Origin of the sequence: Planococcus sp. 1R117A, from assembly GCF_051417975.1 — a bacterium.
In the GTDB taxonomy this organism is placed as follows: domain Bacteria; phylum Bacillota; class Bacilli; order Bacillales_A; family Planococcaceae; genus Planococcus; species Planococcus shenhongbingii.
In genome coordinates this window covers 1-25,529 of the sequence record NZ_JBPRLO010000011.1, presented here as the reverse complement: position 1 = coordinate 25,529, position 25,529 = coordinate 1, and the positions used below count along the sequence as shown (strand labels likewise).

Sequence of the window (25,529 nt, the reverse complement as noted above, 5' to 3'; positions counted from 1 at the left end):
AAGATGTCATTAGCAGATAAGACTGCAGCTGAACTGCAGGAATTGATACATACAAAAGAAGTGACCATTGCCGAAATGGCGAAAAAAGCATTTGACCGTATCGAAGAATTGGATTCGAAAGTTGACGCTTTTCTAGCACTTGATAAAGAAGGCGCAATGGAACAAGCGGCACAATTGGAAGAAACGCCAATTGCTGAACGCGGTCCGCTTTTTGGGTTGCCTATCGGCATTAAAGACAATATCGTGACTGAAGGCATTGAAACAACGGCTTCGAGCCGTATCCTCACAGGCTTCAATCCTATATACAACGCAACCGTTGTCGAAAAAGTAAAAGCTGCAGGAATGGTTATCGTCGGCAAGTTGAACATGGACGAATTTGCGATGGGATCTTCAAACGAGAATTCCTATTACAAAAACACGAAAAACCCATGGAACCTTGAAACAGTCCCAGGCGGATCTTCAGGTGGTTCAGCGGCTGCTGTAGCAGCAGGAGAAGTACCGTTTACGCTTGGATCAGATACTGGCGGATCGATTCGCCAACCAGCTGCATTTTGCGGAGTGGTGGGCATGAAGCCAACATACGGACGGGTTTCCCGTTTCGGTTTGATCGCTTATGCTTCATCATTAGACCAAGTTGGGCCTATCACACGGACAGTTAAAGACAACGCTTTGCTTTTGAACACGATTGCAGGACATGATGAAAAAGATTCAACTTCTGCAAACGTTGAAGTGCCTGATTTTGCTGCTGCATTGACAGGCGATATCAAAGGCCTTCGCATTGGCGTGCCAAAAGAATACTTCGCAGAAGGCGTGGGAGAAGCTGCAAAACAGGCAGTTCGCGACGCATTGAAAGTACTTGAAGAAAAAGGCGCGACTTGGGAAGAGATTTCTTTGCCGCATTCTAAATATGCACTTGCTACGTATTACTTGATCGCTTCTTCAGAAGCTTCTTCCAACCTGTCACGCTTTGACGGCATCCGTTACGGTTACCGTACAGAAAAAGCGGGCAATTTGCTTGAGTTCTATATGAATACCCGATCAGAAGGGTTTGGCGATGAAGTGAAACGCCGCATTATGCTTGGGACCTATGCACTCAGCTCCGGCTATTACGATGCCTATTACAAAAAAGCACAAAAAGTGCGCACGCTGATCAAACAGGATTTCGATAAAGCGTTTGAAAAATACGACGTTATCATTGGGCCAACGACTCCAACACCAGCTTTCAAAATCGGTGAGAAAATTGATGACCCACTGACAATGTATGCGAACGATATTTTGACGATACCTGTTAACTTGGCAGGCGTTCCTGCAATTTCAATCCCTTGCGGATTTGAAAATGGATTGCCGCTTGGTTTGCAAATTATTGGAAAATATTTTGATGAAGAAACAGTTTACCGCGTTGCGGGTGTTTTTGAACAAGCAACCGATTTCCATAAAAAAACTCCTCAAGTTTGGGAGGGAGCTGCACAATGAATTTTGAAACAATAATCGGCCTCGAAGTACACGTCGAGCTAAAAACAGAATCTAAAATGTTCTCACCAGCACCGGCCCATTTCGGTGCAGAACCGAACACCAACACGAATGTCATTGACCTGGCCTATCCCGGCGTATTGCCTGTAGTAAACAAACGGGCAGTGGATTGGGCAATGAAAGCCGCTTTGGCATTAAACTGCCAAATCAACCGCCACACGAAATTCGACCGTAAAAACTATTTTTACCCAGATAATCCGAAAGCCTATCAAATTTCTCAGTTTGATGAGCCAATCGGTGAACATGGATGGGTTGAAATCGAAGTCAAAGGCGAGAAAAAACGCATCGGCATCACGCGCCTCCATATGGAAGAAGATGCTGGGAAACTGACTCATACAGGGAATGGCCATTCGTTGGTCGATTTAAACCGACAAGGCACACCGCTGATCGAAATCGTTTCAGAACCGGATATGCGTACACCGGAAGAAGCTTATGCATTCTTGGAAAAAGTCAAAGCGATTATCCAGTACACAGGCGTTTCCGATGTTCGCATGGAAGAAGGATCACTTCGCTGTGATGCGAATATTTCGTTGCGTCCTTATGGACAAGAGCAATTCGGCACCAAAACGGAATTGAAGAACTTGAACTCATTCAACTTTGTCCGTCGAGGGATTGAGCACGAACAAATCCGCCAAGAACAAGTTTTGTTGTCAGGCGGCATCATCGGACAGGAAACGCGCCGCTATGATGAATCAACCGGAAAAACAATCCTGATGCGTGTCAAAGAAGGATCAGACGATTACCGTTACTTCCCGGAACCCGACCTTGTGGATATCATTATCGACGATGCTTGGCTTGAACGCGTACGTGCCGAAATTCCGGAACTTCCGGATGCCCGTAAAGCACGCTATGTTTCTGAACTTGGCATGTCTGAATACGATGCCATGGTTTTGACTTTAGCGAAGCCGATTTCGGATTTCTTTGAAGCGACTGTAGCTGCCGGAGCAGATGCGAAACTCGCTTCGAACTGGCTGATGGGTGAAGTATCTGCTTACCTGAATGCCGAACAAAAAGAGTTGAGTGATACAAAATTGTCTCCAGAAGGATTGGCTGGCATGATCAAGCTGATTTCAGATGGCACCATTTCATCTAAAATCGCCAAAAAAGTCTTTAAAGAATTGATTGAAAAAGGCGGAGATGCCAATGACATCGTCAAAGCGAAAGGCCTTGTCCAAATTTCAGACGAAGGCACTTTGCGTGAGCTGGTGACAAACTCATTGGATAATAATCCTCAATCGATTGAAGACTTTAAAAACGGTAAAGATCGCGCAATCGGATTCTTAGTAGGGCAAATCATGAAAGCAACGAAAGGGCAGGCGAATCCGCCATTGCTCAATAAAATCTTGCTTGAAGAAATTGCAAAACGGTAATATAAAAGATGGCCCTTCTAGGGCCATCTTTTTAATGTCTCCATATTAACGGGCTAAAGACTAAATAGGTTGAAGCTTCCACTGACTACAAGTAAACTAGGATAAAGAGAAACTTCACCTGAACCACTGAACCGTGTGAAGTTGACTCATTTGAGTTTTCGCTGCCCGGAAGAAGGGTAATCTACTGGGTATGAAAGCAGGATAAAGGAGAAGTGATCTTACTATGTCAACGGAACAGCAGTATTTTGAAAATGCTATCACTTTGGATAGCTATATGGCTCAAATGGAGTCAAATCAGGAAAAATCCTATTCAATCTATGAAAAATTCGAACTGCCGGAAGATCCGGAGTTTATCCATCTATTAAAAGAAAAACAGCCCCATGTATTGGTCATTACAGAAGACTGGTGCGGAGATGCGATGATGAATAATGCCATTTTACGCAAGATGGCGGAAGCGGCAGGAGTACAAGTGCGATGTGTATACCGCGATCAAAATCTAGAATTGATGGACCAGTATTTGACGAATGGAGGCCGTTCCATCCCGAAATACATCATTCTTTCCAAAGAAGGCGAAGTACTGGGAGACTGGGGGCCGCGCGCACCGAAAGTCCAGGAATTCGTAACTGAAAAAAGGTCCATACTTCCTGAAAAAGATGACCCTCAGCATGACTTGCATTTGAAAACGGTCATCGGTGAAATTTCAGATGGCTTTACATGGAACAGTGATTTTTGGCAGGCAGTCTATGAAGACTTGCGCAAGACTTTTATTGAAGTACTGAAGTAAGAAGTGGAAGGCCGGCAATATGTCGGCTTTTTTCTTGAAAGCAACTTCTGCCCGGTTAAAAGAGTCTTATTCTATAGAACGTTGAGAAAGGCTGAATATGGTATGAAACGAGCACGAATCATTTACAATCCGACTTCCGGACGCGAATTGTTCCGCAAGCATTTACCGGAAGTGCTTGAAAAAATGGAGAAAGCAGGATATGAAACATCCTGCCATGCCACCACTGGTGAAGGCGACGCCACAGTAGCAGCATCCCTTGCAGTAAATAGAAAATTCGACTTGATTGTGGCTGTTGGCGGAGACGGGACATTGAACGAAGTGGTTGCAGGAGTCTCCCAATTTGAAGACCGGCCGAAAATCGGTTTGATTCCTATGGGGACGACAAATGATTTTGCCCGTGCCGTTCACATCCCTCGGGACATCAATAAAGCTGTTGATATCATCATTCAAGGCGATTCTATACCGGTTGATGTCGGCCTGATGAATGAACGTTATTTTATCAATATAGCCGGAGGCGGCAGACTGACCGAATTGACATATGAAGTCCCCAGCAAACTGAAGACAGTGCTTGGCCAGCTGGCTTATTACTTAAAAGGCATCGAGATGCTGCCGTCTATCCGTGCTTCAAACGTCCGAATCGAATATGATGGCCAAGTTTTTGATGACAAGGCAATGATGTTTTTAATTGGATTGACAAATTCCGTTGGCGGTTTTGAAAAATTGGCTCCTGATGCCAGCATCAATGACGGAAAATTCACGTTGCTGATTTTGAAAGAATTGAACATGGCAGAGTTTATTCGCGTAGCTTCCTTGGCGCTGCGTGGAGAACATTTATCAGATCCAAATGTAATTTATGCAAAAGCCAGCAAGATCTCTGTTTCTTCTGATGAACGGGTGCTGTTAAACCTCGATGGCGAATTTGGAGGCTTATTGCCTGCAAAGTTTGAAAACCTAGGCCGCCATATCGAAGTTTTAGTTCCGCTTTCTTCAATTGTTGAAAGAGACCGGAAATAAGAGTAAATTTGTATAAACGAAAAGACCAGATCGGGTTGCGGTTTGGTCTTTTGTCATCTTTACCTTTACTTTATCAAAGGGGGGCTAGCAGATGAACTATTTTGTGATTGGCGATGTGCATGGCTGCTATTACACGTTCAGCAATATGATTAACCGCTATTGGGATAAAGAAAATGAGGTAATGGTGCAAGTAGGAGATTTAATAGACAGAGGAAAGAATTCACCTCAAATGGTCGGGCTGGCCAGACAGTTAAGCGGAGAATTGCCAGAGCAGGCCAATTTCTTGAAAGGCAATCATGAGCTTGAGATGCAGGAACATGTTTTCCGCGGGCCCAATCCGAATTGGCTATGGCAGGGCGGTGCAGACACGCTTGCCCAATATAAAAACTCAGATAGGAATTTCAAGTCCGATATGGAATGGCTGAGCCGATTGCCACTATTCTTTGAAACCGAGCATTTGTTCATCAGCCATGCCGGAATATCCGTGCAAGCAGAAAACCCTTATATAGAAGATGATATGTACGGCATTCTCTGGAACCGCAGCCCTTTGAAAAACATCGGAAAGCTGCAGATCATTGGTCATACGCCACGCGAAAAACCGCTGTATGACGCCAAGAGCCACGCCTGGAATATTGATACAGGCGCAGTTTATGCCCGATATTTGACCGGAGTGAAAGTTAAACCGAATGGAGAAATCATTGAATTTTTAAAAGAAGAAACAGATGCCAGAGATATTTAAGGGAACGACAGGAGTTCTTTAAGCAGCACCTTTACTATCTGATGCACAAAAAATGCAGACAAGCTCGGAATATTCGAGTGTCTGCAAGGAAACACATGGATTTCCAGCCATGTGTTTTTTTAGCGTTTAATGCATTCTAGTTTTGACTATTCCATAAGTTCAAGTGCAGCATCTTGGTCTGCTGCTAGTTTCGGGCAGTTATTTACCGGTTCCCAGTGGAATAGGAAGGTCCGGCCATTGTCTTGGCCATCGCTGACGATAGTATGTTCCCAGGATTCTACAGGTTCCCCCGTATATTCAAAATGAAAGATATTCCGTTCATATACTTTATCTTGATGTTCGGGGTAGTAATTGTATTTATGGACCTTGCCTACAAATTCCAGAACCACACGCGGCAAGCCTGTTTCTTCATGTACTTCCCGGTAAAGGGCATCAATCAGCATTTCCCCTTCTTCGATTGTTCCCCCAGGCACTTGCAGTCCTGCTTCTGGTTCTCCTTTATGTTCAAAGACCAGCAATTCCCGTTGGTCTTCCGCGCCTCTAGTAATATAAGCGAATACTTTCCGTCTTGTTTTCATGCTGCATCATCCTTTGTTTGTGTTCCAAATAGAATACTAAACTTTTAGAAATATTTCAAACATTGAAACTTTTGCTGTCACAAGTTATTCAAAGCTGCGTATTTGTTGGGGTTTTACAGTGGTTAAAAACTTAAAAAAAAAGAGTGATAAGGTACAATAGGTGTGTAGAGTTGAGTATAAGAATTAATGCGATTTTGAAAGGAGAAAAAAAATGGGATTTGAAGATACGGCGTTATTAAGCCGAATTTTGACTTTAATGACGCTTTCATTCCATATTATTTATGCGACAATTGGCGTTGGTGTTCCGCTGATGATCATGATTGCCCAATGGGTCGGGATTAAGAAAAAAGACGATCATTATATTCTTTTGGCCAGACGCTGGGCACGAGGTTTTGTCATTACGGTTGCAGTCGGTGTAGTAACCGGTACAGCTATCGGTCTGCAATTGTCGTTATTATGGCCGAATTTCATGCAAATGGCCGGTAATGTCATTGCATTGCCGTTATTTATGGAAGTTTTCGCGTTTTTCTTTGAAGCAATTTTCCTTGGAATTTATTTATACACATGGGACCGGTTTGAAGATCAGCGCAAACACTTCTTGCTGCTGATTCCGGTAGCTCTCGGAGCGGCTGCATCTTCGGTGTTCATCACTATTGTGAATGCTTTTATGAACTCACCGCAAGGTTTTGAAGTATTGAATGGTGAATTGGTCAATGTTAGTCCATTGCTTGCGATGCTAAGTCCGGCAATGCCGACAAAAGTAGCGCATGTTATGTCAACGGCCTTTATGACTTCGGCATTTTTACTGGCGTCTATCGCCGCTTTCCGAATGATTCGCGGGTCAAATCATATTTACCACAAAAAAGCGCTATTCTTAACCATGAAGTTAGGATTAGTATTTTCCATCGCGACAGCGCTTATCGGAGATTTCTCTGGTAAATACTTAGCTGAATACCAGCCGGAAAAATTGGCGGCTGCAGAATGGCATTTTGAAACGGAAGAAGGGGCAGACCTTATCCTGTTCGGCATTTTGGATGGGGAAGATGTGAAATACGAAATAAGAGTTCCATATGCCTTAAGTATTCTTGCTCACAGTCTGCCTAACGCAGAAGTTATTGGACTGGAAGAATTTCCAAAAGATGAAATTCCGCCGCTGTGGATCCATTATCTCTTTGATATTATGGTAACAATTGGCATGTGGCTGGCGTTCTTCTCCTTTGTTTATGTCGTGGCTGCATGGCGCGGCTGGTCGTTTATCAAAGCGAAATGGTTCCGTTGGCTGATCGTGGCTGGTGGACCGCTGGCACTTATTGCAATCGAAGCCGGCTGGTGGTTTACAGAAGTCGGACGCCAACCGTGGATTTTGCGGGGCTATATGAAAACCGCTGATGCCGCGACAACGAGTGGTCAAGTCGACTTGATGATTATCTTGTTCGCAGGACTGTACTTTATTCTTGGAGTCGGGACTATCGTGGTCCTGTCACGGATGTATAAACGCAATCCGGTCGAAAAAGAACTAGCTGACCGAGAAGCGCAACAAAAAGGCGGTGAACAAGGATGACACTTGAAATCATCGGAATATCGGTTTTATGGCTATTCTTGTTCTTGTATGTCATTGTGGCATCGATTGATTTCGGTGCCGGATTCTTCAATGCCTACAGCGCTTTTACCAACAAACAGCATATTTTAACGAATATTATCCAGCGCTATCTGTCGCCGGTATGGGAAGTCACAAATGTCTTTTTTGTTTTCTTCTTTGTCGGCATCGTCGGATTCTTTCCGCAGACAGCCTTTTATTACGGCACAGCATTGCTGGTGCCAGCGAGCATAGCGCTCGTATTGCTGGCCATTCGCGGCTCTTATTACGCCTTTGCAACATATGGGGCAAAAATCAATCATAGAGGTTATATCTATATGTATGGATTGTCCGGGCTGCTGCTTCCAGCATCTCTGTCGCCGGTATTCGCCATGTCGCAAGGCGGCTTTATCAAAATGAATGGCGACACGCCATATCTTGATTACTGGGCATTGTTCTCAAGCCCGTTGACCTGGAGTATCGTAGTATTAAGTTTGGCAGCAGTCCTTTACATTTCGGCTGTTTTCCTTACTTGGTATGCGGATAAAGCAGGCGACGCCAAAGCAACAGATTTGATGCGAAAATATGCGCTCATCTGGGCAGGACCGGCGATCATTACAGCAACAGGCATTATTTTCGAGTTGCGCAGCCACAATACAGGGCATTTCGAAGCCCTTCTTGATTTATGGTGGGCATTCGGCATATCGTTCCTGTTGTTCCTGGGAACCGTATACTTGATCTGGAAACGCCGGAATTACGGCTGGGCGTTCATCCTCTTGGTGGGTCAATTCTTCACTGCGTTTTTCGCATACGGCATCTCGCATTTCCCGTATTTGCTGTATCCATATTTGACGATCTACGACAGTTTCACGAATGAATCGATGGCGATTGCGCTGATCGTAGCATTCATAGCAGGGCTTGGCTTATTATTGCCTTCGCTTTACTTGCTGTTCCGCCTGTTCTTGTTTGATAAAGATTACGTTAAAGGGAAATCGGATTATCACGCGTAAGGAGGAAACAGAATGACGGATTTCTTAATATTTTATGCGCCGTTTTTAGTGTTATTTGGAGCTATTGGATTTGGCTTCTGGTTTTCACTGAAAGATGGACTCGCGACAAAAGAAGACAAATAATAGACGCGAGCAGGCTTAGGCCTGCCGCGTTTTTTTGTTGCCTTTAAAGTTTTACGATGCCAGTGTTAAGCCTGTCGTGCCTGGCACAGGCGCTTCCGCTTTTCATGTCTAGCTGCAGCGCCTAGCTCTTCAGGACATAATCCAGCCCAACTGCGTGGCAAAGAGCACCACTTCGCTGGTCTGTCTTATGCCCGTCAGAGCTGAAAAGGCGCTTCCACTTTTCATGTCTAACTGCAGTGACCAGATTCTCGGGACATAAGCCACTCCGGCTGTGCGGCTGAAGGCACGCCGCTTCGCCAAAGCGTCTTACGCCGATCGAATCTAAACGGTCACTTTCGCCTTTCTTTTGTGATACAATATAGCAATGTGAAATGGAGTGAACGAATTGAAACCAGTACAAAAAAATGACCGATTGCTTGTTCATGTGGAGGATTTGACGCATGACGGAGCAGGCGTTGCCAAAGTCGACGGCTATCCGCTTTTCATCCACGGCGCCTTGCCGGGAGAAGATGTTCAGGTCCATGTCTTGAAAACTCTAAAGTCTTATGGTTTTGCAAAATTGATAGAAATCGAGCAAGCGTCACCGTTTCGTGTAACGGCGCCTTGCCCGGTATTCGATACATGTGGCGGCTGCCAGATCCAGCATTTGTCTTACGAGGGCCAAATGACGTTCAAGCGGAAACTGGTCCGCGATGCCATCACGCGCATCGGGAAATTGCCGGATGTGCCGGTCCATCCTGTGAAAGGCATGGAAAATCCGTGGCGTTACCGCAATAAATCTCAGATTCCTTTCGGTACAGAGAATGGCCGCGTAGTGGCGGGCTTTTACCAGACACGTTCCCATAATATTGCAGACACCGATATCTGCATTATCCAGACCCCGGAAGCGGATGCCATTATGACTGGCTTGAAAAAGAGCTTACATCAAATGGGCATCGAACCTTATGATGAAGAAAAGCACCGCGGCATGCTCCGCCATGTTGTGGTTCGCAAAGGACGCGCAACCGGTGAAATCATGGTCGTCCTTGTGACGAAGAAAAAGAAATTTCCTCAGGCAGAACGTGCTGTGGAACTGATCCGTTCGCTCGTGCCGGAAGTCGCATCCATCGTTCAGAACGTCAACGGCGAAAAGACCAACGTCATCTTTGGCAATGAAACAGTGACGCTATGGGGCAAAGATGTCATTGAAGACCGCATCGGCGATGTGCGTTTCGAAATTTCTGCCCGGTCGTTTTATCAAGTGAATCCCGAACAGACTGAAGTATTGTACGGACAAGCTTTGGAGTATGCACAGCTGACAGGTGACGAAACCGTTATAGACGCTTACTGCGGCATCGGTACAATCTCGTTGTTCTTAGCAGAACGCGCAAAATTTGTGATGGGTGTTGAAATCGTTCCCCAGGCAATTGAAGACGCCAAGCGCAATGCCGAGCTAAACGGCTTTTCAAATACTTTATTCGAAGCAGGACCTGCAGAACAAGTGATTCCACGCTGGTATAAAGAAGGCAAGACAGCAGACGTTTTAATGGTCGATCCGCCGCGGAAAGGCTGTGATGAACAGCTGCTGCAAACTATCCTGAAGCAGCGCCCAAGACGGGTAGTCTATGTTTCCTGCAACCCGGCAACGCTGGCCCGTGACTTACGCATTTTGGAAGATGGCGGCTACCGCACACAGGAAGTGCAGCCGGTCGATATGTTCCCACAGTCTACGCATTGTGAAGCGGTGGCTTGGCTGGAATTAGCTGAGTAACCTACTTTTAAGATATCCGTTAATATCTAATTTAATATGTGGTGAGATAAAAGTAGACTATTTAAAAGTACGGATTGTATTTTTAAATCATCTGCTTTTGTTTTCAAACGAAAGGATTTGTAAGAAGATGAAAGAAAATTTTTGGCAGGATTTGCCGAAACCCTTCTTCGTACTTGCCCCAATGGAAGATGTGACGGATGTTGTATTTCGTCATGTAGTAAGCGAAGCAGGCAGACCGGATGTTTTTTTTACAGAGTTTACGAATACGGAAAGCTATTGTCATCCAGAAGGCAAGAAAAGTTTGCGTGGGCGTTTGACTTTTACAGAAGATGAACAGCCAATGGTGGCACATATTTGGGGAGATAAGCCTGAACATTTCCGTCAAATGAGCATTGGTATGGCAGAGATGGGTTTTAAAGGCATCGATATTAATATGGGCTGTCCAGTGCCGAATGTGGCATCGAGAGGCAAAGGCAGCGGCCTTATCCTCCGTCCGGATGTTGCGGCGGAAATTATCCAGGCAGCAAAAGCGGGGGGACTGCCTGTTAGTGTAAAAACAAGGCTTGGCTATACAGAGTTAGACGAGTGGCAAGACTGGCTTGCACATATATTGGAACAGGATATTGCCAACCTTTCCATCCATTTACGGACGAGAAAAGAAATGAGCCAAGCAGATGCACATTGGGAGCTAATTCCAGAAATTAAGGAATTGCGTGACCGCCTTGCGCCCAATACGCTGCTTACCATTAACGGTGACATCCCAGACCGCCAAACGGGTCTTAAGCTCGTGGAACAGTATGGAGTGGATGGCATTATGATCGGACGCGGGATTTTTAAAAATCCATTTGCCTTTGAAAAAGAACCGAAAGAACATAGCAGTAAGGAATACCTTGATCTTCTAAGATTGCAGCTGGATCTTCATGATCACTATATAGAAGAATTGCCGCGTTCAGTTACAGGGCTTCACCGCTTCTTTAAAATATATGTCAAAGGCTTCCGTGGAGCAGGTGAATTAAGAAATCAATTAATGAATACAAAGTCAACTCTTGAAGTACGTACCTTGCTTGATAACTTTGAATTGAACCATGTTCAATGATGACAGCAGCAAAATTAGCTTGGCTAAAACTAGTTGGGTGATTAAATAGCAAATGGTCATTTTTAGGCCGAAAATAATAAAATCCTGGGTTCCTATTGGAATCCGGGATTTTTTTATATTTTATCGGATACCCAATACTATTTTTTGCTAAGGTCCAAAAAATATTAGACACTTTGTCTTCATAATATCAATAAAATAGCTTTAATAATAAAAATGATTACTTGACATTATTTTATTACGATTATAAACTTAGTTATATAAAGTAACAAGAAGGAAGAAAAGATGAATGACTTGTAAAGTCAGTTATTTGAGAAGGAGAGATTTTATTGACTGCAAAAAAACAAAATAGCATTGAGATAGGTGTATATACACTGGCAGATATAGGTCCGGACCCTTTTACAGGAAAGACGATCAGTGCCAAGCAACGAATGGACGAAATTATTCAAGCGGCAAAATTAGCTGATGAAGCCGGCCTTGACATCTTCGGAGTTGGGGAACATCACCGATTGGATTATGCAGTTTCTTCTCCTGCAGTAGTATTGTCTGCTATTGCCTATGCCACAGAGCATATTAAATTAACAAGTGCCACAAGTGTATTAAGCACGCTCGACCCAGTTCGGTTATACGAAGATTTTGCTACAGTAGATTTGATTTCAAATGGCCGTGCCGAAATTATAGCAGGCCGGGGAGCTTTCGTAGAATCGTTTCCACTTTTCGGATACAGCACGAATGATTATAACGAACTTTTCAGCGAGCATATGGATTTGCTTTTAAAACTGAGTGAAAATGAAATTGTTTCTTGGGAAGGAAAGTTCCGTTCTGCATTAACGGAAGCTGAAATCGCCCCCCGGTCAATACAAAAACAACTGCCAATTTGGATTGGCGTTGGTGGGACTCCTGAAAGTGCTGAACGTGCAGGGAAATTGGGAGTCGGAATGGCTTTAGCCATATTAGGTGGAGATCCTTTGCGGTTTAAGCCGCTTGTTGACATCTATCGCCAAGCAGGAATGGAAGCGGGACATACAGCGGATGCATTAAAAGTCGCTGTGACAGGGCATACTTATCTGGCAGAAACGACCGAACAGGCAATGGATGAGTTTTACCCTTATTATGTTAACTATTGGAATTATGTCAATCGACAACGCGGGATGGGAACAAGAATGTCCAGAGGTGATTTTGAACAATTAGCTAGTCCGGAAACAGCCTTGTTTGTAGGAAGCCCTGAACAAGTTGTAGAAAAAATTCTCCGCCAGCATGAACTATTTGGGCATACACGTTTTTTGGCGCAAGTTGATATTGGCGGAGTTCCATTCCATAAAGTAGAGAGAAATATCGAATTGCTGGCAACCGAAGTTATACCAAGACTGAATAAAGCAATCGGCAATGACGAAAAACAAGATACCGACATGATTTCTATCTCGTGATTATAACAGGCAGGATTCACTTCAAAAAATAGCAGGAGAAAAATTAAAAATTAACTTTGATAAAAACCGATAGCCATAAACAGGTATCGGTTTTTTGTATGTTTATTTAATAAAAATGATGAGTTTCAAATAAAGAAAAGAGTATACTGAGTAAGAAAAAAATTTTTCTGACGATACAAGCAGAGCGGGAGATGGCAAGATGATTATCCTAAAGAAATTGTATTTTAAAGCGACTAATCTTTCATGGTTGATTTTAACAACGTGTACAGTCATCCTGATAGCGCTCAGCACATTGTTGCTGCCATGGATTGAGCCGGAAACGTTCCTGTCACATTTTGACGCTTTGTGGTTTACGATGACGACAATGTTAACAGTCGGTTATGGTGATTTTTTCCCTGCAACTATTCTCGGCAGAGTATTCACTATTATCTTCTTATACATCATTGGCATTGGATTATTCGCTACATTCATTGGCAAAGCGATTGACAGCATAACCTTATACAGACGACAGAAAGAAAGCGGTGGTTTGATGTACGAAGGAAAAAATCATATCGTCATCATTGATTGGTCCCATAAAGCGGAAAATGCGATTAAAGAAATATTAGCAAGAGATTCCAAAGTGGAGATTGATGTAATTGATACGATTGAAAAGGCGAAGGAAATTCATGATCGGATTCATTTTGTTAGAGGGCGCGCGACTGACGGCGATGTTTTGAACAAAGCCAATGTACAGCATGCTGATGCGCTATTAATATTTTCCGATGATAAAATTGATGATCAAGTCCTGGCAGACGGGAAATCTCTAATGATTGCTTGCGCGGTTGAACGCATATCGCCTGGAGTGCATACAACCGTCGAAGTAGAGCGCGAAGAGCATATTCCAAACTTTTCGCATGTGAAAGTGGATAATTTTATTCTTTCAAATGCTACAATTGCAAAATTGGCTGTGGATTCAATTCTGAAATAGAGAGAAAAGTATGTTCCGCACATCTTTTTTGCTTTGTGGTTTTCAATCCAAAAAAGTGAAAAAAGAAACACAAATAAATGGCTTTTCAGGTTTTATGAAAGCGCTTTACAGGGTAGAGAGGAGAGAGAACGTAACAAGGAGAGAAAGAACAAGATGGAACAAATACCAGAATCTAAATTTGAAGATAAACGATCAATCATCATTGAACAGCTGGTAGAGCAAAATGTCTTTAAAATTCATGGCAGACAGCTCTACGAACTATCCTTATATGAATTGATGAAAACATATACAGAAGAACTGTAAGCCGGAGCTTCCGGCTTTTTTCAATACAGAGATTTAACTGGAAAGCAGATTCGATAAATGAGAAAACGGAGGAAAATGTATGCATCATAAAAAATTAGAAGAATACCGGCTCAACCAATTAGATGAAAAAACCATTGCAGAATTGCAGCTGGAACTGGCTGATGGAAAAATTACATCAGAAGAACTTGTATTGATGTACAAGGAAAACATCTCGCTTCGTGATAAAAATACCAATGCTGTCTTGGAAATCAATCCGGATGCTTTGCACATTGCACAAGCTCTTGATTTTGAACGGCAGCATATGGGAGTGCGCTCACCGCTTCACGGCATCCCGATTTTAGTGAAGGACAGTATGAATACTAAAGATAAAATGCATACCAGTGCAGGATCGCTTGCACTGAAAGACCATTATGCGCTGGAGGATGCCACAATAGTCGCCAAATTGCGCGAAGCAGGTGCGGTCATACTTGGTAAAACAAATATGACCGAATGGGCAAATTTCTTGTCAGATAAACTGCCCAATGGCTATAGTTCACGCGGCGGGCAGGTAAAGAACCCCTATGGACCATTCGATGTCGGAGGCTCCAGTTCAGGTTCTGCAGTAGCCGCTGCCACAAATTTAGCGGCAGCCGCTCTCGGGACGGAAACATCCGGATCGATCATCGATCCAGCCGCTCACAATAGCTTGGTCGGCCTCAAACCGACTGTCGGCATGATCAGCCGCAATGGAATAATTCCACTGTCGCATACCCAGGATATTCCTGGACCAATGGCACGCACAGTAGAAGACGCTGTCACAGTTTTTGCGGCAATGACCGGTTTTGATCCGGAAGATCCTATCACAATCTTTGCAAAGCAGTTTGAAGACTATGACTGGACGCAGCATTTCAAGAAAGATGGGTTGAAAGGCATCAAACTGGGCGTGCCAAGAGCGCTGTTCGAAGAAGGGGTTTCCCAGGACCAATCGGAACAGTTTGAAAAAGCCATGGACAAGCTGCGCGAATGCGGGGCAGAGATTATCGACAACGTAGACCTCGGAGCCGACCAAGGGGATTTAGGGTTTGCGGTTTTGCTGCATGAATTTAAAGCGGACCTTAATGCGTATCTGGCAAAATCCAATCCGCAAAATCCGATCCGTTCAATGGATGACGTGATTGCGTTTAACAATGAGCATGAAGAAACCATGTTGAAGTTTGGCCAAAACCTTATGGAACAAGCAAACGGCATGAGCGGGAAGCTGAACGAACGGGAATATGTCGAGGCTTTGGAGCGAAACCGCTTTTTAGCAGCTGAACAGGGAATCAACAGCACGTTAAATGAAATTGGGGCGGATGCGCTTGTGTTGCCTCAAGATTTCGGCTGCAATATCGGAGCGGCGGCAGGATTTCCTTCTATTACCGTACCTTTCAGCTTCTCAGCCGAAAACGAACCTTTCGGCATCACTTTTACGGGATATGCCTTCAGTGAACCTGCGCTGATTGAATATGCTTATGCATTGGAACAAGCAGCAAAAGGCCGAAGAAAACCATAAGAAAAGAGGCATCGCCAATTGCGGCGAAGCCTCTTTTTACATTTGCTGAAGTTCTTTCCAAACTTGTTCGAACGCCATTACCAGTTCGTGTTCGTATGCATTACTTTGAGTCAAAGTAGATAAAACGCTTTCCATCAACGCTTTGCGGGGAGTTTCTGCAACTAACTCCTCCGCTAAAAAGCTGATCAGCTGCCTTGTATCTTCTTCCTCATCCTGCAACAGCTGTTTGAGCTTTTTGCTTAGTTCCTCTAAAGACAGCTTTTCTGCTGGTGTTTCGCTGGAAATACTTGCTTCTCTGATAAACCGGTCACCCGACTTGATTTGCTGAGTGATTGCCGCTTTCAAGCGCCTAATCACAAACGAGGCCAATTCATCAGTGGGCAGGTCTTCTTCTGTGCCAAGCTTCCAAATATGGATCAGCTGTTGAATGGATCCATGCACCACTGCTGCGTTTTCTAAAGCATAAGGTTCAGCTTCTTCTCCAAATACTTCTGTTATGCGAAATTTAATCCAGTTTAATTCATTAATATATGTTTCTTTGGCAAACTTTTTCAGCTCTTCGTCTTGAGAATAAAAAATGCTTTCATATAGTGAAAAAAGATTTTTTTCCCGGTTAAGCCGTATTCGGATGCACAATTGCTCGGCAAGAACTTCGGAATCGTTCACTGATTTGCCGACTGCAGCTGCCATTCGCTTTTGGCGGATTTCGCTGCCAATCGATTCCATGATGGCTATCAGACATTCCGTCTTCGAAGTGAAATAATTATAGAAAGTGCCTTTTGACACGCCTGCTTCATCCAGAATGTCTTGAATAGAAGAAGAATTATATCCTTTGTTGATGAACAGAGAATAAGCGGCATTGATGATTTGTTGTTTTTTTAGATTCATATTTTTCACCTTTATACTATTAGTCTAGTTCCATAGTAGCCTGTAAGTACTTTTAAATCAATGTTTTTGGACTGTCGGTATATTTTGCTTGATAAAAATATACTGTGGGTATAGAATTGTGCAATGGAGAAAAAACATTAAAATAACGGCAAGAAATTACGGAGGAATAAAAAGAATGACAGAACAGAAAAAACCGCCTTATGGCATAATAGCAATTTTGTTTACAGGGGCGTTTGTGGCAATCTTTAACCAGACATTATTGAATATTGCTTTGCCTGAAATCATGATTGACTTGAATATTACCGCTTCAACGGTGCAATGGCTGGTGACCGGTTATATGTTGGTCAACGGTATTTTGATTCCAGCGAGTGCATATTTTATCCAGCGCTATTCGAACCGTTCTATATTTATTGTGGCCATGTCTTTGTTTGCATTAGGAACTTTACTGGCTGCAATAGCACCGGTGTTCAGCGTGCTGCTGATTGGCCGGATGGTGCAGGCAGCCGGTTCGGCATTGATGATGCCGTTATTGATGAACGTCATGCTGGCCGCTTTCCCGATTGAAAAACGTGGATCAGCAATGGGTTTTTTTGGCCTCGTGATGGTAGTGGCTCCAGCAATCGGGCCTACACTGTCAGGATTCATCGTTGAACATTATTCATGGCGCGTCCTCTTCTGGATTGTACTGCCGATTGCGTTGATTCCACTTGCTTTGGGAATCTTCAAGTTAAAAAACTTAACTTTCCAGGACAGAAACCTGTCTTTGGATAAATTATCACTCGCACTTTCAAGTTTAGGGTTTGGCGGCATTCTATATGGATTCAGTTCAGCAGGGACCATGGGCTGGACTGATCCTGTTGTAGTGCTAACAATCGCCATTGGAATTGTCTCATTGCTTATTTTCGGGTTCCGACAGCTAAAATTGGATGAACCATTGCTTCAAATCCGAATCTATAAATATCCGATGTTCGCTTTGTCATCCGCCATTTCAGTGGCAATCTCAATGTCGATGTTCTCGGCAATGATTTTGATGCCAATCTATATTCAGACAATCAAAGACATATCGCCAATTGAATCAGGGCTGCTTATGCTTCCGGGAGCACTCGTGATGGGGGTTATGTCGCCAATTACGGGCCGCCTGTTCGATAAATTCGGTGCAAGAGTACTGGCCGTTCCCGGGTTGGCTATCGTAGTGGCGACCACTTATATGTTCAGTCAATTAAGTTTGGAATCGAGCTTTTTCAACATCATGCTGATTTATACAATTCGCATGTTAGGGATTTCTCTTGTCATGATGCCGGTCATGACAAACGGCTTGAACACTTTGCCGATGAAATCATATCCACATGGTACTGCCATCAACAATACGCTTCAGCAAGTAGCAGGAGCCGTCGGTTCGGCTTTCTTGATTTCGATTATGAATGTACGCACCGAGTCAACTGCAAAGGATTTAGCTGCCAATGGAACCGATCCGGCAAGCATTTTAAATTTAGCGATGCTTGATGGCATCAACTTCGCGTTTTTTGTTTCGACATTCATTGCGCTTGTCGCTTTAGCGCTGTCCATCTTCATCAAGAAACCGGTTCGCCCAGTTTCCGAAGCTGAAAAGGAAATAGTTTATAAACGCAAAGAAGTAACTGAATAGGAAAGCCAAAGCTGGCCCAAGCAATTGGGCCAGCTTTTTCATTTTTGGATTCCAAGGCTCAGAAATTGAGGAACCAAAGCTGATCTGATTATGCGGCTGAAAACATGCCGCTTCGCCGGTCTCTCTTATGCCCGTCGAGGGCCCGCTAAGCGGGTCAGGTAACCGGTGCGACAGAATGTCGCGCACTTAGGTTAGCTTCAGCTTTTGGGCGCTTGCGCTTTTCTGATTGTCCAGCTTCAGCGCCCAGCCCCTCGAGTCGCTTCAGCCTCGGCAGCAATGGCAAATGACGCCATTACCGCCAAGGCCTCCAGCGCTTGTCAGGGCTAGACCGGTGCTTGCGCTTTTCTTTTTAAAAAAGCGGTGAAACGCCAAATATGGTACACTATTAGCATCGAAAAGAAGGTGGAATAAGATATGAACTTTATAGAACAATTAAATCCGATTTGGCAAGAAAAATGGAATAAGGCAGGATTTGAAACAGCCATGCCCATTCAAGAACAAATGATTCCGGAAATGCTCGCTGGCAAAGACATCGTTGCTGAATCTCCGACAGGCTCTGGTAAAACCTTGGCTTATGTATTGCCAATCTTACAGCGTGTGAATACGGCAAAACCAGCAATTCAAGCGATGATCATCGCCCCATCTCAGGAGTTATCCATGCAGATTGTCAATGTTCTGCGCGAATGGACAGAAGGTACCGATGTAACAGTCGCCCAACTGATCGGCGGAGCCAACGTGCAGCGCCAATTGGAAAAATTAAAGAAAAAACCGACGATTGTAGTAGGGACACCAGGCCGCTTAAATGAATTGGTCAAAACCAAAAAGTTGAAAATGCATGAAATACGCATGCTGGTTTTGGATGAAGGCGATCAATTGATGGCCCGTGAGCACCGCAATATCATGAAAGACTTGATTGAAAAAACACAGCATGACCGTCAATTGGTTCTTGTATCAGCAACCATAACAGAAGAAGTGGAGTTGGTAGCGGATCGTCTGATGCAGCATCCGACGCGCATTCAGGTAACTGCAGAGGATTTGCCAATGTTCGGGAAAGTGACGCATTCGTTCATTAAAGTGGAAGAACGTGACAAGACCGATATGCTTCGCAGAATTTCGCATATCGACGGTGTGAAAGCACTGGCTTTCGTCAATAATCTTGATCAGCTGCTGATGAAAGAAGATAAACTGAAATTCCGTGACGCGAAAGTAGTTACACTGCACTCTGAAATGAAAAAAGAAGAACGTAAAAAAGCGCTTGAGTCATTCCGAAAAGGAGAAGTTTCCGTACTGATTGCGACGGAAGTGGCTGCGCGCGGCTTGGATATTGATGCAGTGACGCATGTAATCCACGTGGACGTCCCACAAACGGTAGACCAGTATTTGCACCGTTCCGGCCGGACAGGGCGGGCAGGAGCAGACGGTGAAGTTCTGACATTACTAGCTTATCAAGATGAGCGCCATTATAAGAAATTCACGAAAGAACTGCCTTCAAAACCAGTTCAGAAAATTCTTCATGGCGGTCAGTTGATTGAAGGAAACAGTAAAACAATGTCAGAAAAGGGGAACAAACGATGACTTTCCAAGAAAAATTGGAGCAGTATGCAGACCTTACTGTTTACGTAGGATTGAACGTCCAAAAAAACCAAACCATCATGATTAATACAACGGTTGATACGATTGAGTTTACCCGTCTCGTGGTAAAAAAAGCATACGAAGCAGAAGCAAAACGCGTTTATGTGAATTACGCCGATCCTGTTCAAACAAGAATCCATTTTGAAATGGCGCCTGATGAAGCTTTCACTGAGTATCCGGAATGGTCGGTAGTTCAACGGGACGAAGTCATCAATACTGGTGGATCGTTCTTATGGATTGACGCAGAAGATCCGGATTTATTGACGGGGATTTCGGCAAAACGCCTGTCTGACTCACAAAAAGCTTCAGGAAAGGCTTTGGAGCGCTACCGTCAGGCAGTAGGATCAGATAAAGTAGCCTGGTCAATTGTTGCGATTCCTTCCCAGAAATGGGCACAAAAAGTTTTTCCGGAGCTTGAAAGCGACCGGCAGATGGAAGCTCTTTGGGAAGCGATTTTCAAGACAGTGCGCATCGGAGAAGGCAATGCTGTGAAAAAATGGCAAGAACATATTAACACTTTAGAAAAGCGCGCAGGTTTGTTAAATGATAGAAGATTCGAGAAGCTGCATTATACAGCGCCTGGAACGGATTTGACGATTGCTCTTCCTGAAAAGCATATTTGGATGTCTGGAGCTTCGAAAACACCGCAAGGCAATCCGTTTATCGCCAATATGCCGACCGAGGAAGTTTATACAGTTCCTTTGAAATATGGTGTAGAAGGAGTGGTACGCAATACTAAACCGCTTGTCTATCAAGGCAATATCATCGATGGATTTACTTTGACATTCGAAAAAGGGAAAATCGTCAAAGCACAAGCAGCGTCAGGGCAGGAATTGCTTGATGAGATGATAACTGCGGATGAAGGAGCGGCTTATCTAGGTGAAGTTGCTCTAGTTCCGCACCAATCACCAATATCGAATGCCAATATTTTGTTTTTCAATACATTATTTGACGAAAATGCTTCAAACCATCTGGCAATCGGTGATTCTTATCCTACTTGCTGTGAAGGGGCACGTGATTTGGAACGGACGCAATTAGAGTCAATCGGATTGAATACTTCCATTGTCCATGAAGACTTTATGATTGGGAGCGCAAAAATGAACATTGACGGCATTCGGGAAGATGGGACAAAAGAGCCGATTTTCCGTAATGGAAACTGGGCATTCTAAGAGGTGAGCAATTTGAAGAAATTTTGGACAGCAATGTTGGCTACTGCCTTTTTGATCAGTGGATCGATGCCGGTGCAAGCGGAAGTGAGAATTCCGGCGGTTTATATCGCACTTGGCGATTCTTTAGCAGCAGGGCAAACGCCAAATTCTCAAATTGATGCAGGTTATTCGGATTTGATTGCGCAAGAATTGGCGCGCCATCAACCGGTTGCTTTCTATACGAAAAACCTGGCATTTCCAGGGTTTACAACAGAAGATGTGCTGAAACGGATTCAGTCACCCGAAGCTAAAGAAGTACTCGCTTCTGCCAACATCATTACCTTGTCTGCAGGGGCGAATGATCTCCTGCCGTTAATCCAATCAAATCCAGCAGAAGGCTCATTAGCATTTCAGCAAATCCAAGTAGATTTTGCTTTAAACAAGGCCCGGATTAATCTGGAAGCTATTATTGCCGAGCTGAAAAAGACGGCTCCTCAAGCAGACCTGTATATAATGGGTTATTATTTTGCTTATCCTCATGTCCGGGATACGCAAAAACAAGGTACTGGAAAACAGCTTGACCAACTTAACGCCATATTAAAGCAAACGTCAGAAAAAGCAGGGGCGCAATTTGTTTCTGTAGATCAATCATTTGGAAAAAATGCAATTGATAAAATTCCAAATTCGGCAGATGTCCATCCCAATATAAAAGGCTATCAAGCGATGGCGAACGCTTTTTTAGAGCAATATCAAAATGGCTGGGAATTAGAAGATAAGGAATTGCCAGCGGCTGCTCCTAAAACATTCGAAGAAATGTTGCAAATACTGGAGCAGGGCGGGGAAGAAAGAAGCGCGACGATTGATGGCGTGACCTCGATGCGTCCTTCTGAGAAGATGGAAGTCGAATATTTAGCGCTGCGTGAAGTTGTGCCTTATGTCTGAAAACAGCCTTTTATCAAACGAAGGCTTTGCCATCTCTCTTAATGGTTGTTTCACCGACTGGCCATTCATGCCGAATATGCATAATAAAGGAGTTGTCCCAAAAGTAATTTGGGACAACTCCTTTACGACGAAGCTAGCGCAGCGGCGGTTTTTTCTGCACCGAAGCTAGCGCAGCGATGCAGGTGCAATGCAGGAGCAATAGTATTAACCTACGCTTTATTAAAAGCAAGGGGCTGTCCAATAAGTCTAATATTAGACTTATTTGGACAGCCCCTTTGTTATTTTTAACGTTTGGCCTGTGGAGTTTTGTATTGGCTGGTATTTCCGGTTTTTTTACTTTTTTGCATTGCTTTGCGGATAATTGGATAAGCAACGGGTGCTATTTTAATAGCAGTTTTTACAAGACGACTTATTTTCATATCTATCTCTCCTATCATAAGTGAGGTATAAACTAGTTTCCCTTGTTTCTATTTTTATAAACCTAGGCATTAGAATGGGCTAATAAAATAAGAACTTCCTTATAATCGTGGATACTGGAGACTAGGACGAATTCTGCGTTGCCATGCCAGTCATCTCCGGCAGGGCCAAACTCTATAGCTCCTTCACCGCCGTTCACAGACGCATAATAGCGGGTATCGGCAGCTCCGTGCTGGCCGAACAATACCGACTCTTTGCCGGTCGTCTGTTTAATGGCTTTTTGCAAGGTTTGTATAAACGGATTCTCTTTTGAAGTGGTCAGAGCCGGCGTTGAACCGCTCGCCTTATATTCCATATCAATATTTAAAGTTTCGGAAAGCTCCTCCATTTGCCGGATGATTTCTTGTTTATCCTGCCCTGGTATAAAGCGGATATCATAAGACATATGACAGATTTCAGGAACTACATTATAGCGTTCGCCGGCATTGATAATTGGCAGATTAACAGACGGTTGTTCGTAATACTCCGTGGATTCTTTTCGGAACGGCAATTCTGCCATGGCCATGTGGAATTTCATGGCAGATTCAATGGCGTTGATGCCTTCCCAAGGCCGGCTGCCATGTGCGGGTTTGCCTTTGAAAGTCAAATCCATCCGCAGTATCCCTTTAGATTGCAGACCCACTTTCAAGCCGGTGGGTTCCCCGCAAATAACAAAATCTCCATGATAACCTTGATCCACTAGCCATTTTGACGTATTGCGCCCGCCGATTTCTTCATCGGTGACGATATGTAATTGGACAATCTGATTAAGCTTGCCTTCATCTAACTCCACAAAAGCCTGCATCATAGCAGCAACTCCCGCTTTCATATCAGCAGCTCCGCGGCCGTAAACTCGGCCGCTTTCTTCCATAGGAACAAATTGTTCGGCATGTCCGGGCACAACATCGACATGTCCGTTCCAAACAATCGTTTTGGTTCCTTGGCCTTTAATGGCTGTCAGCATCAGGTAGCCATCGTTATCATGGACTTTGATGTCTTGCCCGTTGTTTTTCAGCCAGTCGGCACAAAAAAGAAGGGCTTCGTTCGCTCCTTCTTTTGTATCACTTTCAATTTTAATCAAATCCTTTAGCAGATGAATCATCATTTGGCAGCTTTGTTTAACTGCCTGCACCACCTTTCAAATTTTACGGTTATTAAAAGTATACCCTAACGATAGAGCTTGAAACGATATTGCTTTAAGGACGATATTTGTGTACAATACAAGTGTTAGCGAAATAATGTATACACCACAAGGGGAGCTTATTGCTGAGAGTGAACATTTTGTTCTTACCCTTCGAACCTGTAAGTTAACACTTGCGCAGGGATGTGGATGGAAACCTGCCCTTAACGCGGCGCCAGGATCTATCCTGGCGCCGCTTTTATATGGTTTTTTTCTGCGGCCCTTCTGGTGATGTGCATAACACATAAGGAGGAAGTCATGAGAAATTTACGAGTTTTATTGATGGTGGAAATAGCGATTTTCGGAGCGCTTGGCTATGTGCTGGATTTTGTGGCGTTTAAAATGCCACAGGGCGGTTCCGTCAGCTTTGTAATGATTCCCATCGTCTTGATAGCATTTAGAAGAGGCGTTCTGGCAGGGGTATTAACCGGTCTTCTTGTAGGCTTGCTGCAAATTGTCACAGGAGTCATTTCAGTTACGCCGCTTTCGTTTGGTTTTGTAGTGATGCAAGTGCTCCTGGATTATCTGGTCGCCTACGGAGTAGTTGGCCTTGCTGGTATGATGCGTGGAAGATACTTGCAGGCTTACAGAGAGCATCGCACTGGCGGCATGATTACTGCAGTAGTAATTGGGCTGTTTATTGGATCTCTCCTGCGTTATATTACTCACGTAATTACGGGCATCTTATTCTTTGGCATGTTTGCAGAAGGCAATGTTTTTATCTATTCAGCAGTTTATAATGCCACCTATATGATTCCGGTATTTCTGCTCGCGGCTTTTGTCTGCTCCGCACTTTTTGCTGCTGCCCCTAAACTGGTAGATACAAAAGCTTAAATGGAATTACTGAGCTTTCGTAAAATACCTGTCGAGAGCATATCATCAGCCTGTAGGAGGATTATCGTTATGATAGTCCTCTTTTCTTATGGTATAATTTTTGTTAGACAAGTTGAAAGAAGGGTATTAAATGATAGCCAATACAGAAAAAGATATTGAAATGCTAAAAAAAGCCGGCCGAATGGTCGCTGAAATTCGTGATGCGATGAGAGCTGCCACTAAGCCGGGCATCACCACAAAAGAACTCGATGAGATGGGCGGCCGAATGTTTGAAGAACTCGGCGGCGTCTCAGGTCCGAAATCGGAATATGATTTCCCGGGCTATACTTGCATCAGTGTGAACGAGGAAGTGGCACACGGCATGCCAGGAAAACGGGTCATCAATGAAGGCGATATGGTCAATATTGATGTATCAGGATCCTATGAAGGCTATTTTTCAGATACGGGCATTTCTTTTGTAGTAGGGGATGGACATCCTGAAAAAGAAAAACTTTGTGAAGTGGCTGCTTCGGCATTTGATCGTGCCATGTCAAAAGTAAAGGCTGGCGCAAAATTGAACCAGATCGGCAAAGCAGTTGAACGTGAAGCTAAACAGCAAGGCTTATTTGTTATCAAGAACCTGACTGGCCACGGAATTGGAAAATCATTGCATGAAGCTCCTCAGCATATTTTGAATTATTATGATGCTTGGGAAACCACTATATTAAAAGAAGGAATGGTCCTGGCTGTAGAGCCGTTCATTTCGCAGAAATCTGAGCATATTGTAGAATCTGGAGACGGCTGGACGTTCATCACTCCTGACCAGTCTCTTGTCGCCCAAATTGAGCATACTGTGCTTGTTACAAAAGGCGAGCCGATTTTACTGACAAAAATAGATTGATAAAAAAAAGACCCTTTAGGTGCTGCACCCCAAAAGTTAGAGTTAAAAACTAACTTTTGGGGTGTTTTTCTATGTCAAAATATAGCGAAGAATTCAAAATGAACCTGGTCAACGAATACTTGGACGGCT

General features: G+C 43.9%; 24 protein-coding genes and 1 riboswitch. Of the genes, 20 read left to right on the top strand and 4 right to left on the bottom strand.

The annotated features are described in order from the left end of the window. Positions 1-3 precede the first annotated feature (3 nt). From gatA to ACSFXN_RS19190, 5 genes are all read left to right on the top strand, one after another. A complete protein-coding gene (gene gatA, locus ACSFXN_RS19210; RefSeq protein WP_437151822.1) occupies positions 4-1,473 on the top strand; it encodes an Asp-tRNA(Asn)/Glu-tRNA(Gln) amidotransferase subunit GatA in 1,470 nt (489 codons plus the stop codon). Further along, the gene (gatB, locus tag ACSFXN_RS19205) at positions 1,470-2,900 is read left to right on the top strand and encodes an Asp-tRNA(Asn)/Glu-tRNA(Gln) amidotransferase subunit GatB (RefSeq protein WP_300991852.1); all 1,431 of its coding nucleotides are present in this window, start codon (positions 1,470-1,472) and stop codon (positions 2,898-2,900) included. The genes gatA and gatB overlap by 4 nt, the downstream gene beginning before the upstream one ends. A gap of 223 nt (positions 2,901-3,123) precedes the next feature. Then, on the top strand, positions 3,124-3,684 hold the full coding sequence (locus ACSFXN_RS19200) for a thioredoxin family protein (RefSeq protein ID WP_437151821.1): 561 nt from the start codon (positions 3,124-3,126) through the stop codon (positions 3,682-3,684). A 102-nt stretch (positions 3,685-3,786) separates the two neighbouring features. Beyond that, positions 3,787-4,698: a diacylglycerol kinase gene (locus tag ACSFXN_RS19195; RefSeq protein ID WP_437151820.1), complete on the top strand. Its 912-nt coding sequence runs from the start codon at positions 3,787-3,789 to the stop codon at positions 4,696-4,698. A gap of 91 nt (positions 4,699-4,789) precedes the next feature. After that, positions 4,790-5,437, top strand: coding sequence for a metallophosphoesterase (locus ACSFXN_RS19190; protein ID WP_437151819.1), 648 nt, complete (start codon positions 4,790-4,792; stop codon positions 5,435-5,437). A gap of 146 nt (positions 5,438-5,583) precedes the next feature. On the opposite strand, the gene ACSFXN_RS19185 is transcribed toward ACSFXN_RS19190, so the two are convergent. Continuing rightward, on the bottom strand, positions 5,584-6,015 hold the full coding sequence (locus ACSFXN_RS19185) for an NUDIX hydrolase (RefSeq protein WP_437151818.1): 432 nt from the start codon (positions 6,013-6,015) through the stop codon (positions 5,584-5,586). Between the two features lie 211 nt (positions 6,016-6,226). Here ACSFXN_RS19185 and ACSFXN_RS19180 point away from each other — a divergent pair, with 211 nt between their 5' ends. The 9 genes from ACSFXN_RS19180 to ACSFXN_RS19140 all read left to right on the top strand — a co-directional run bounded on the left by ACSFXN_RS19180 (position 6,227) and on the right by ACSFXN_RS19140 (position 15,795). Then, positions 6,227-7,576, top strand: a complete 1,350-nt coding sequence (locus ACSFXN_RS19180) for a cytochrome ubiquinol oxidase subunit I (protein ID WP_300991857.1) — start codon at positions 6,227-6,229, stop codon at positions 7,574-7,576. Continuing rightward, entirely contained in the window at positions 7,573-8,601 is a 1,029-nt protein-coding gene (locus ACSFXN_RS19175) for a cytochrome d ubiquinol oxidase subunit II (protein WP_437151817.1), read from the top strand. The genes ACSFXN_RS19180 and ACSFXN_RS19175 overlap by 4 nt, the downstream gene beginning before the upstream one ends. A 12-nt stretch (positions 8,602-8,613) precedes the next feature. Continuing rightward, positions 8,614-8,724: a cytochrome bd oxidase small subunit CydS gene (cydS, locus tag ACSFXN_RS19170; RefSeq protein ID WP_436837167.1), complete on the top strand. Its 111-nt coding sequence runs from the start codon at positions 8,614-8,616 to the stop codon at positions 8,722-8,724. A gap of 385 nt (positions 8,725-9,109) precedes the next feature. Then, a complete protein-coding gene (rlmD, locus tag ACSFXN_RS19165) occupies positions 9,110-10,474 on the top strand; it encodes a 23S rRNA (uracil(1939)-C(5))-methyltransferase RlmD (protein WP_437151816.1) in 1,365 nt (454 codons plus the stop codon). A 127-nt stretch (positions 10,475-10,601) separates the two neighbouring features. Further along, positions 10,602-11,570: a tRNA dihydrouridine synthase gene (locus tag ACSFXN_RS19160; RefSeq protein WP_437151815.1), complete on the top strand. Its 969-nt coding sequence runs from the start codon at positions 10,602-10,604 to the stop codon at positions 11,568-11,570. Positions 11,571-11,896: 326 nt separating this feature from the next. After that, positions 11,897-12,994: an LLM class flavin-dependent oxidoreductase gene (locus ACSFXN_RS19155; protein ID WP_437151814.1), complete on the top strand. Its 1,098-nt coding sequence runs from the start codon at positions 11,897-11,899 to the stop codon at positions 12,992-12,994. Positions 12,995-13,193: 199 nt separating this feature from the next. Next, on the top strand, positions 13,194-13,961 hold the full coding sequence (locus tag ACSFXN_RS19150) for an ion channel (RefSeq protein WP_437151813.1): 768 nt from the start codon (positions 13,194-13,196) through the stop codon (positions 13,959-13,961). Between the two features lie 153 nt (positions 13,962-14,114). After that, positions 14,115-14,264 carry a Fur-regulated basic protein FbpA gene (gene fbpA, locus ACSFXN_RS19145; protein ID WP_437151812.1) on the top strand — a complete coding sequence of 50 codons (150 nt, stop codon included), beginning with the start codon at positions 14,115-14,117 and terminating at the stop codon, positions 14,262-14,264. A 79-nt stretch (positions 14,265-14,343) separates the two neighbouring features. Beyond that, positions 14,344-15,795: an amidase family protein gene (locus tag ACSFXN_RS19140; protein ID WP_437151811.1), complete on the top strand. Its 1,452-nt coding sequence runs from the start codon at positions 14,344-14,346 to the stop codon at positions 15,793-15,795. Positions 15,796-15,831: 36 nt separating this feature from the next. On the opposite strand, the gene ACSFXN_RS19135 is transcribed toward ACSFXN_RS19140, so the two are convergent. Beyond that, positions 15,832-16,683, bottom strand: coding sequence for a TetR/AcrR family transcriptional regulator (locus ACSFXN_RS19135; protein ID WP_437151810.1), 852 nt, complete (start codon positions 16,681-16,683; stop codon positions 15,832-15,834). Between the two features lie 175 nt (positions 16,684-16,858). On the opposite strand from ACSFXN_RS19135, the gene ACSFXN_RS19130 reads away from it, so the two are divergent. The 4 genes from ACSFXN_RS19130 (at position 16,859) to ACSFXN_RS19115 (ending at position 22,050) form a co-directional block, all read left to right on the top strand. Further along, positions 16,859-18,328 carry an MDR family MFS transporter gene (locus ACSFXN_RS19130; RefSeq protein ID WP_437151809.1) on the top strand — a complete coding sequence of 490 codons (1,470 nt, stop codon included), beginning with the start codon at positions 16,859-16,861 and terminating at the stop codon, positions 18,326-18,328. A 414-nt stretch (positions 18,329-18,742) separates the two neighbouring features. Then, positions 18,743-19,903 carry a DEAD/DEAH box helicase gene (locus tag ACSFXN_RS19125; RefSeq protein WP_437151808.1) on the top strand — a complete coding sequence of 387 codons (1,161 nt, stop codon included), beginning with the start codon at positions 18,743-18,745 and terminating at the stop codon, positions 19,901-19,903. Beyond that, complete coding sequence (locus ACSFXN_RS19120; RefSeq protein ID WP_437151807.1) at positions 19,900-21,129, top strand: aminopeptidase; 1,230 nt, start codon at positions 19,900-19,902, stop codon at positions 21,127-21,129. The genes ACSFXN_RS19125 and ACSFXN_RS19120 overlap by 4 nt, the downstream gene beginning before the upstream one ends. Positions 21,130-21,141: 12 nt before the next feature. After that, positions 21,142-22,050 (top strand): SGNH/GDSL hydrolase family protein, encoded by a 909-nt coding sequence (locus ACSFXN_RS19115; protein WP_437151806.1) that lies wholly within the window; start codon positions 21,142-21,144, stop codon positions 22,048-22,050. A gap of 284 nt (positions 22,051-22,334) precedes the next feature. Here ACSFXN_RS19115 and ACSFXN_RS19110 read toward each other — a convergent pair whose 3' ends face one another. Together ACSFXN_RS19110 and ACSFXN_RS19105 are read right to left on the bottom strand one after the other, a co-directional pair. Beyond that, complete coding sequence (locus tag ACSFXN_RS19110; protein WP_437151805.1) at positions 22,335-22,469, bottom strand: hypothetical protein; 135 nt, start codon at positions 22,467-22,469, stop codon at positions 22,335-22,337. Positions 22,470-22,531: 62 nt separating this feature from the next. Then, complete coding sequence (locus ACSFXN_RS19105) at positions 22,532-23,608, bottom strand: M20 family metallopeptidase (RefSeq protein WP_437151840.1); 1,077 nt, start codon at positions 23,606-23,608, stop codon at positions 22,532-22,534. A 140-nt stretch (positions 23,609-23,748) separates the two neighbouring features. Beyond that, a riboswitch (TPP riboswitch) is annotated at positions 23,749-23,848 on the top strand. A 96-nt stretch (positions 23,849-23,944) separates the two neighbouring features. Here ACSFXN_RS19105 and thiT point away from each other — a divergent pair. Beyond that, positions 23,945-24,520 (top strand): energy-coupled thiamine transporter ThiT, encoded by a 576-nt coding sequence (thiT, locus tag ACSFXN_RS19100; protein ID WP_437151804.1) that lies wholly within the window; start codon positions 23,945-23,947, stop codon positions 24,518-24,520. A gap of 130 nt (positions 24,521-24,650) precedes the next feature. Further along, positions 24,651-25,400: a type I methionyl aminopeptidase gene (map, locus tag ACSFXN_RS19095; RefSeq protein ID WP_437151803.1), complete on the top strand. Its 750-nt coding sequence runs from the start codon at positions 24,651-24,653 to the stop codon at positions 25,398-25,400. Positions 25,401-25,529 lie beyond the last annotated feature (129 nt).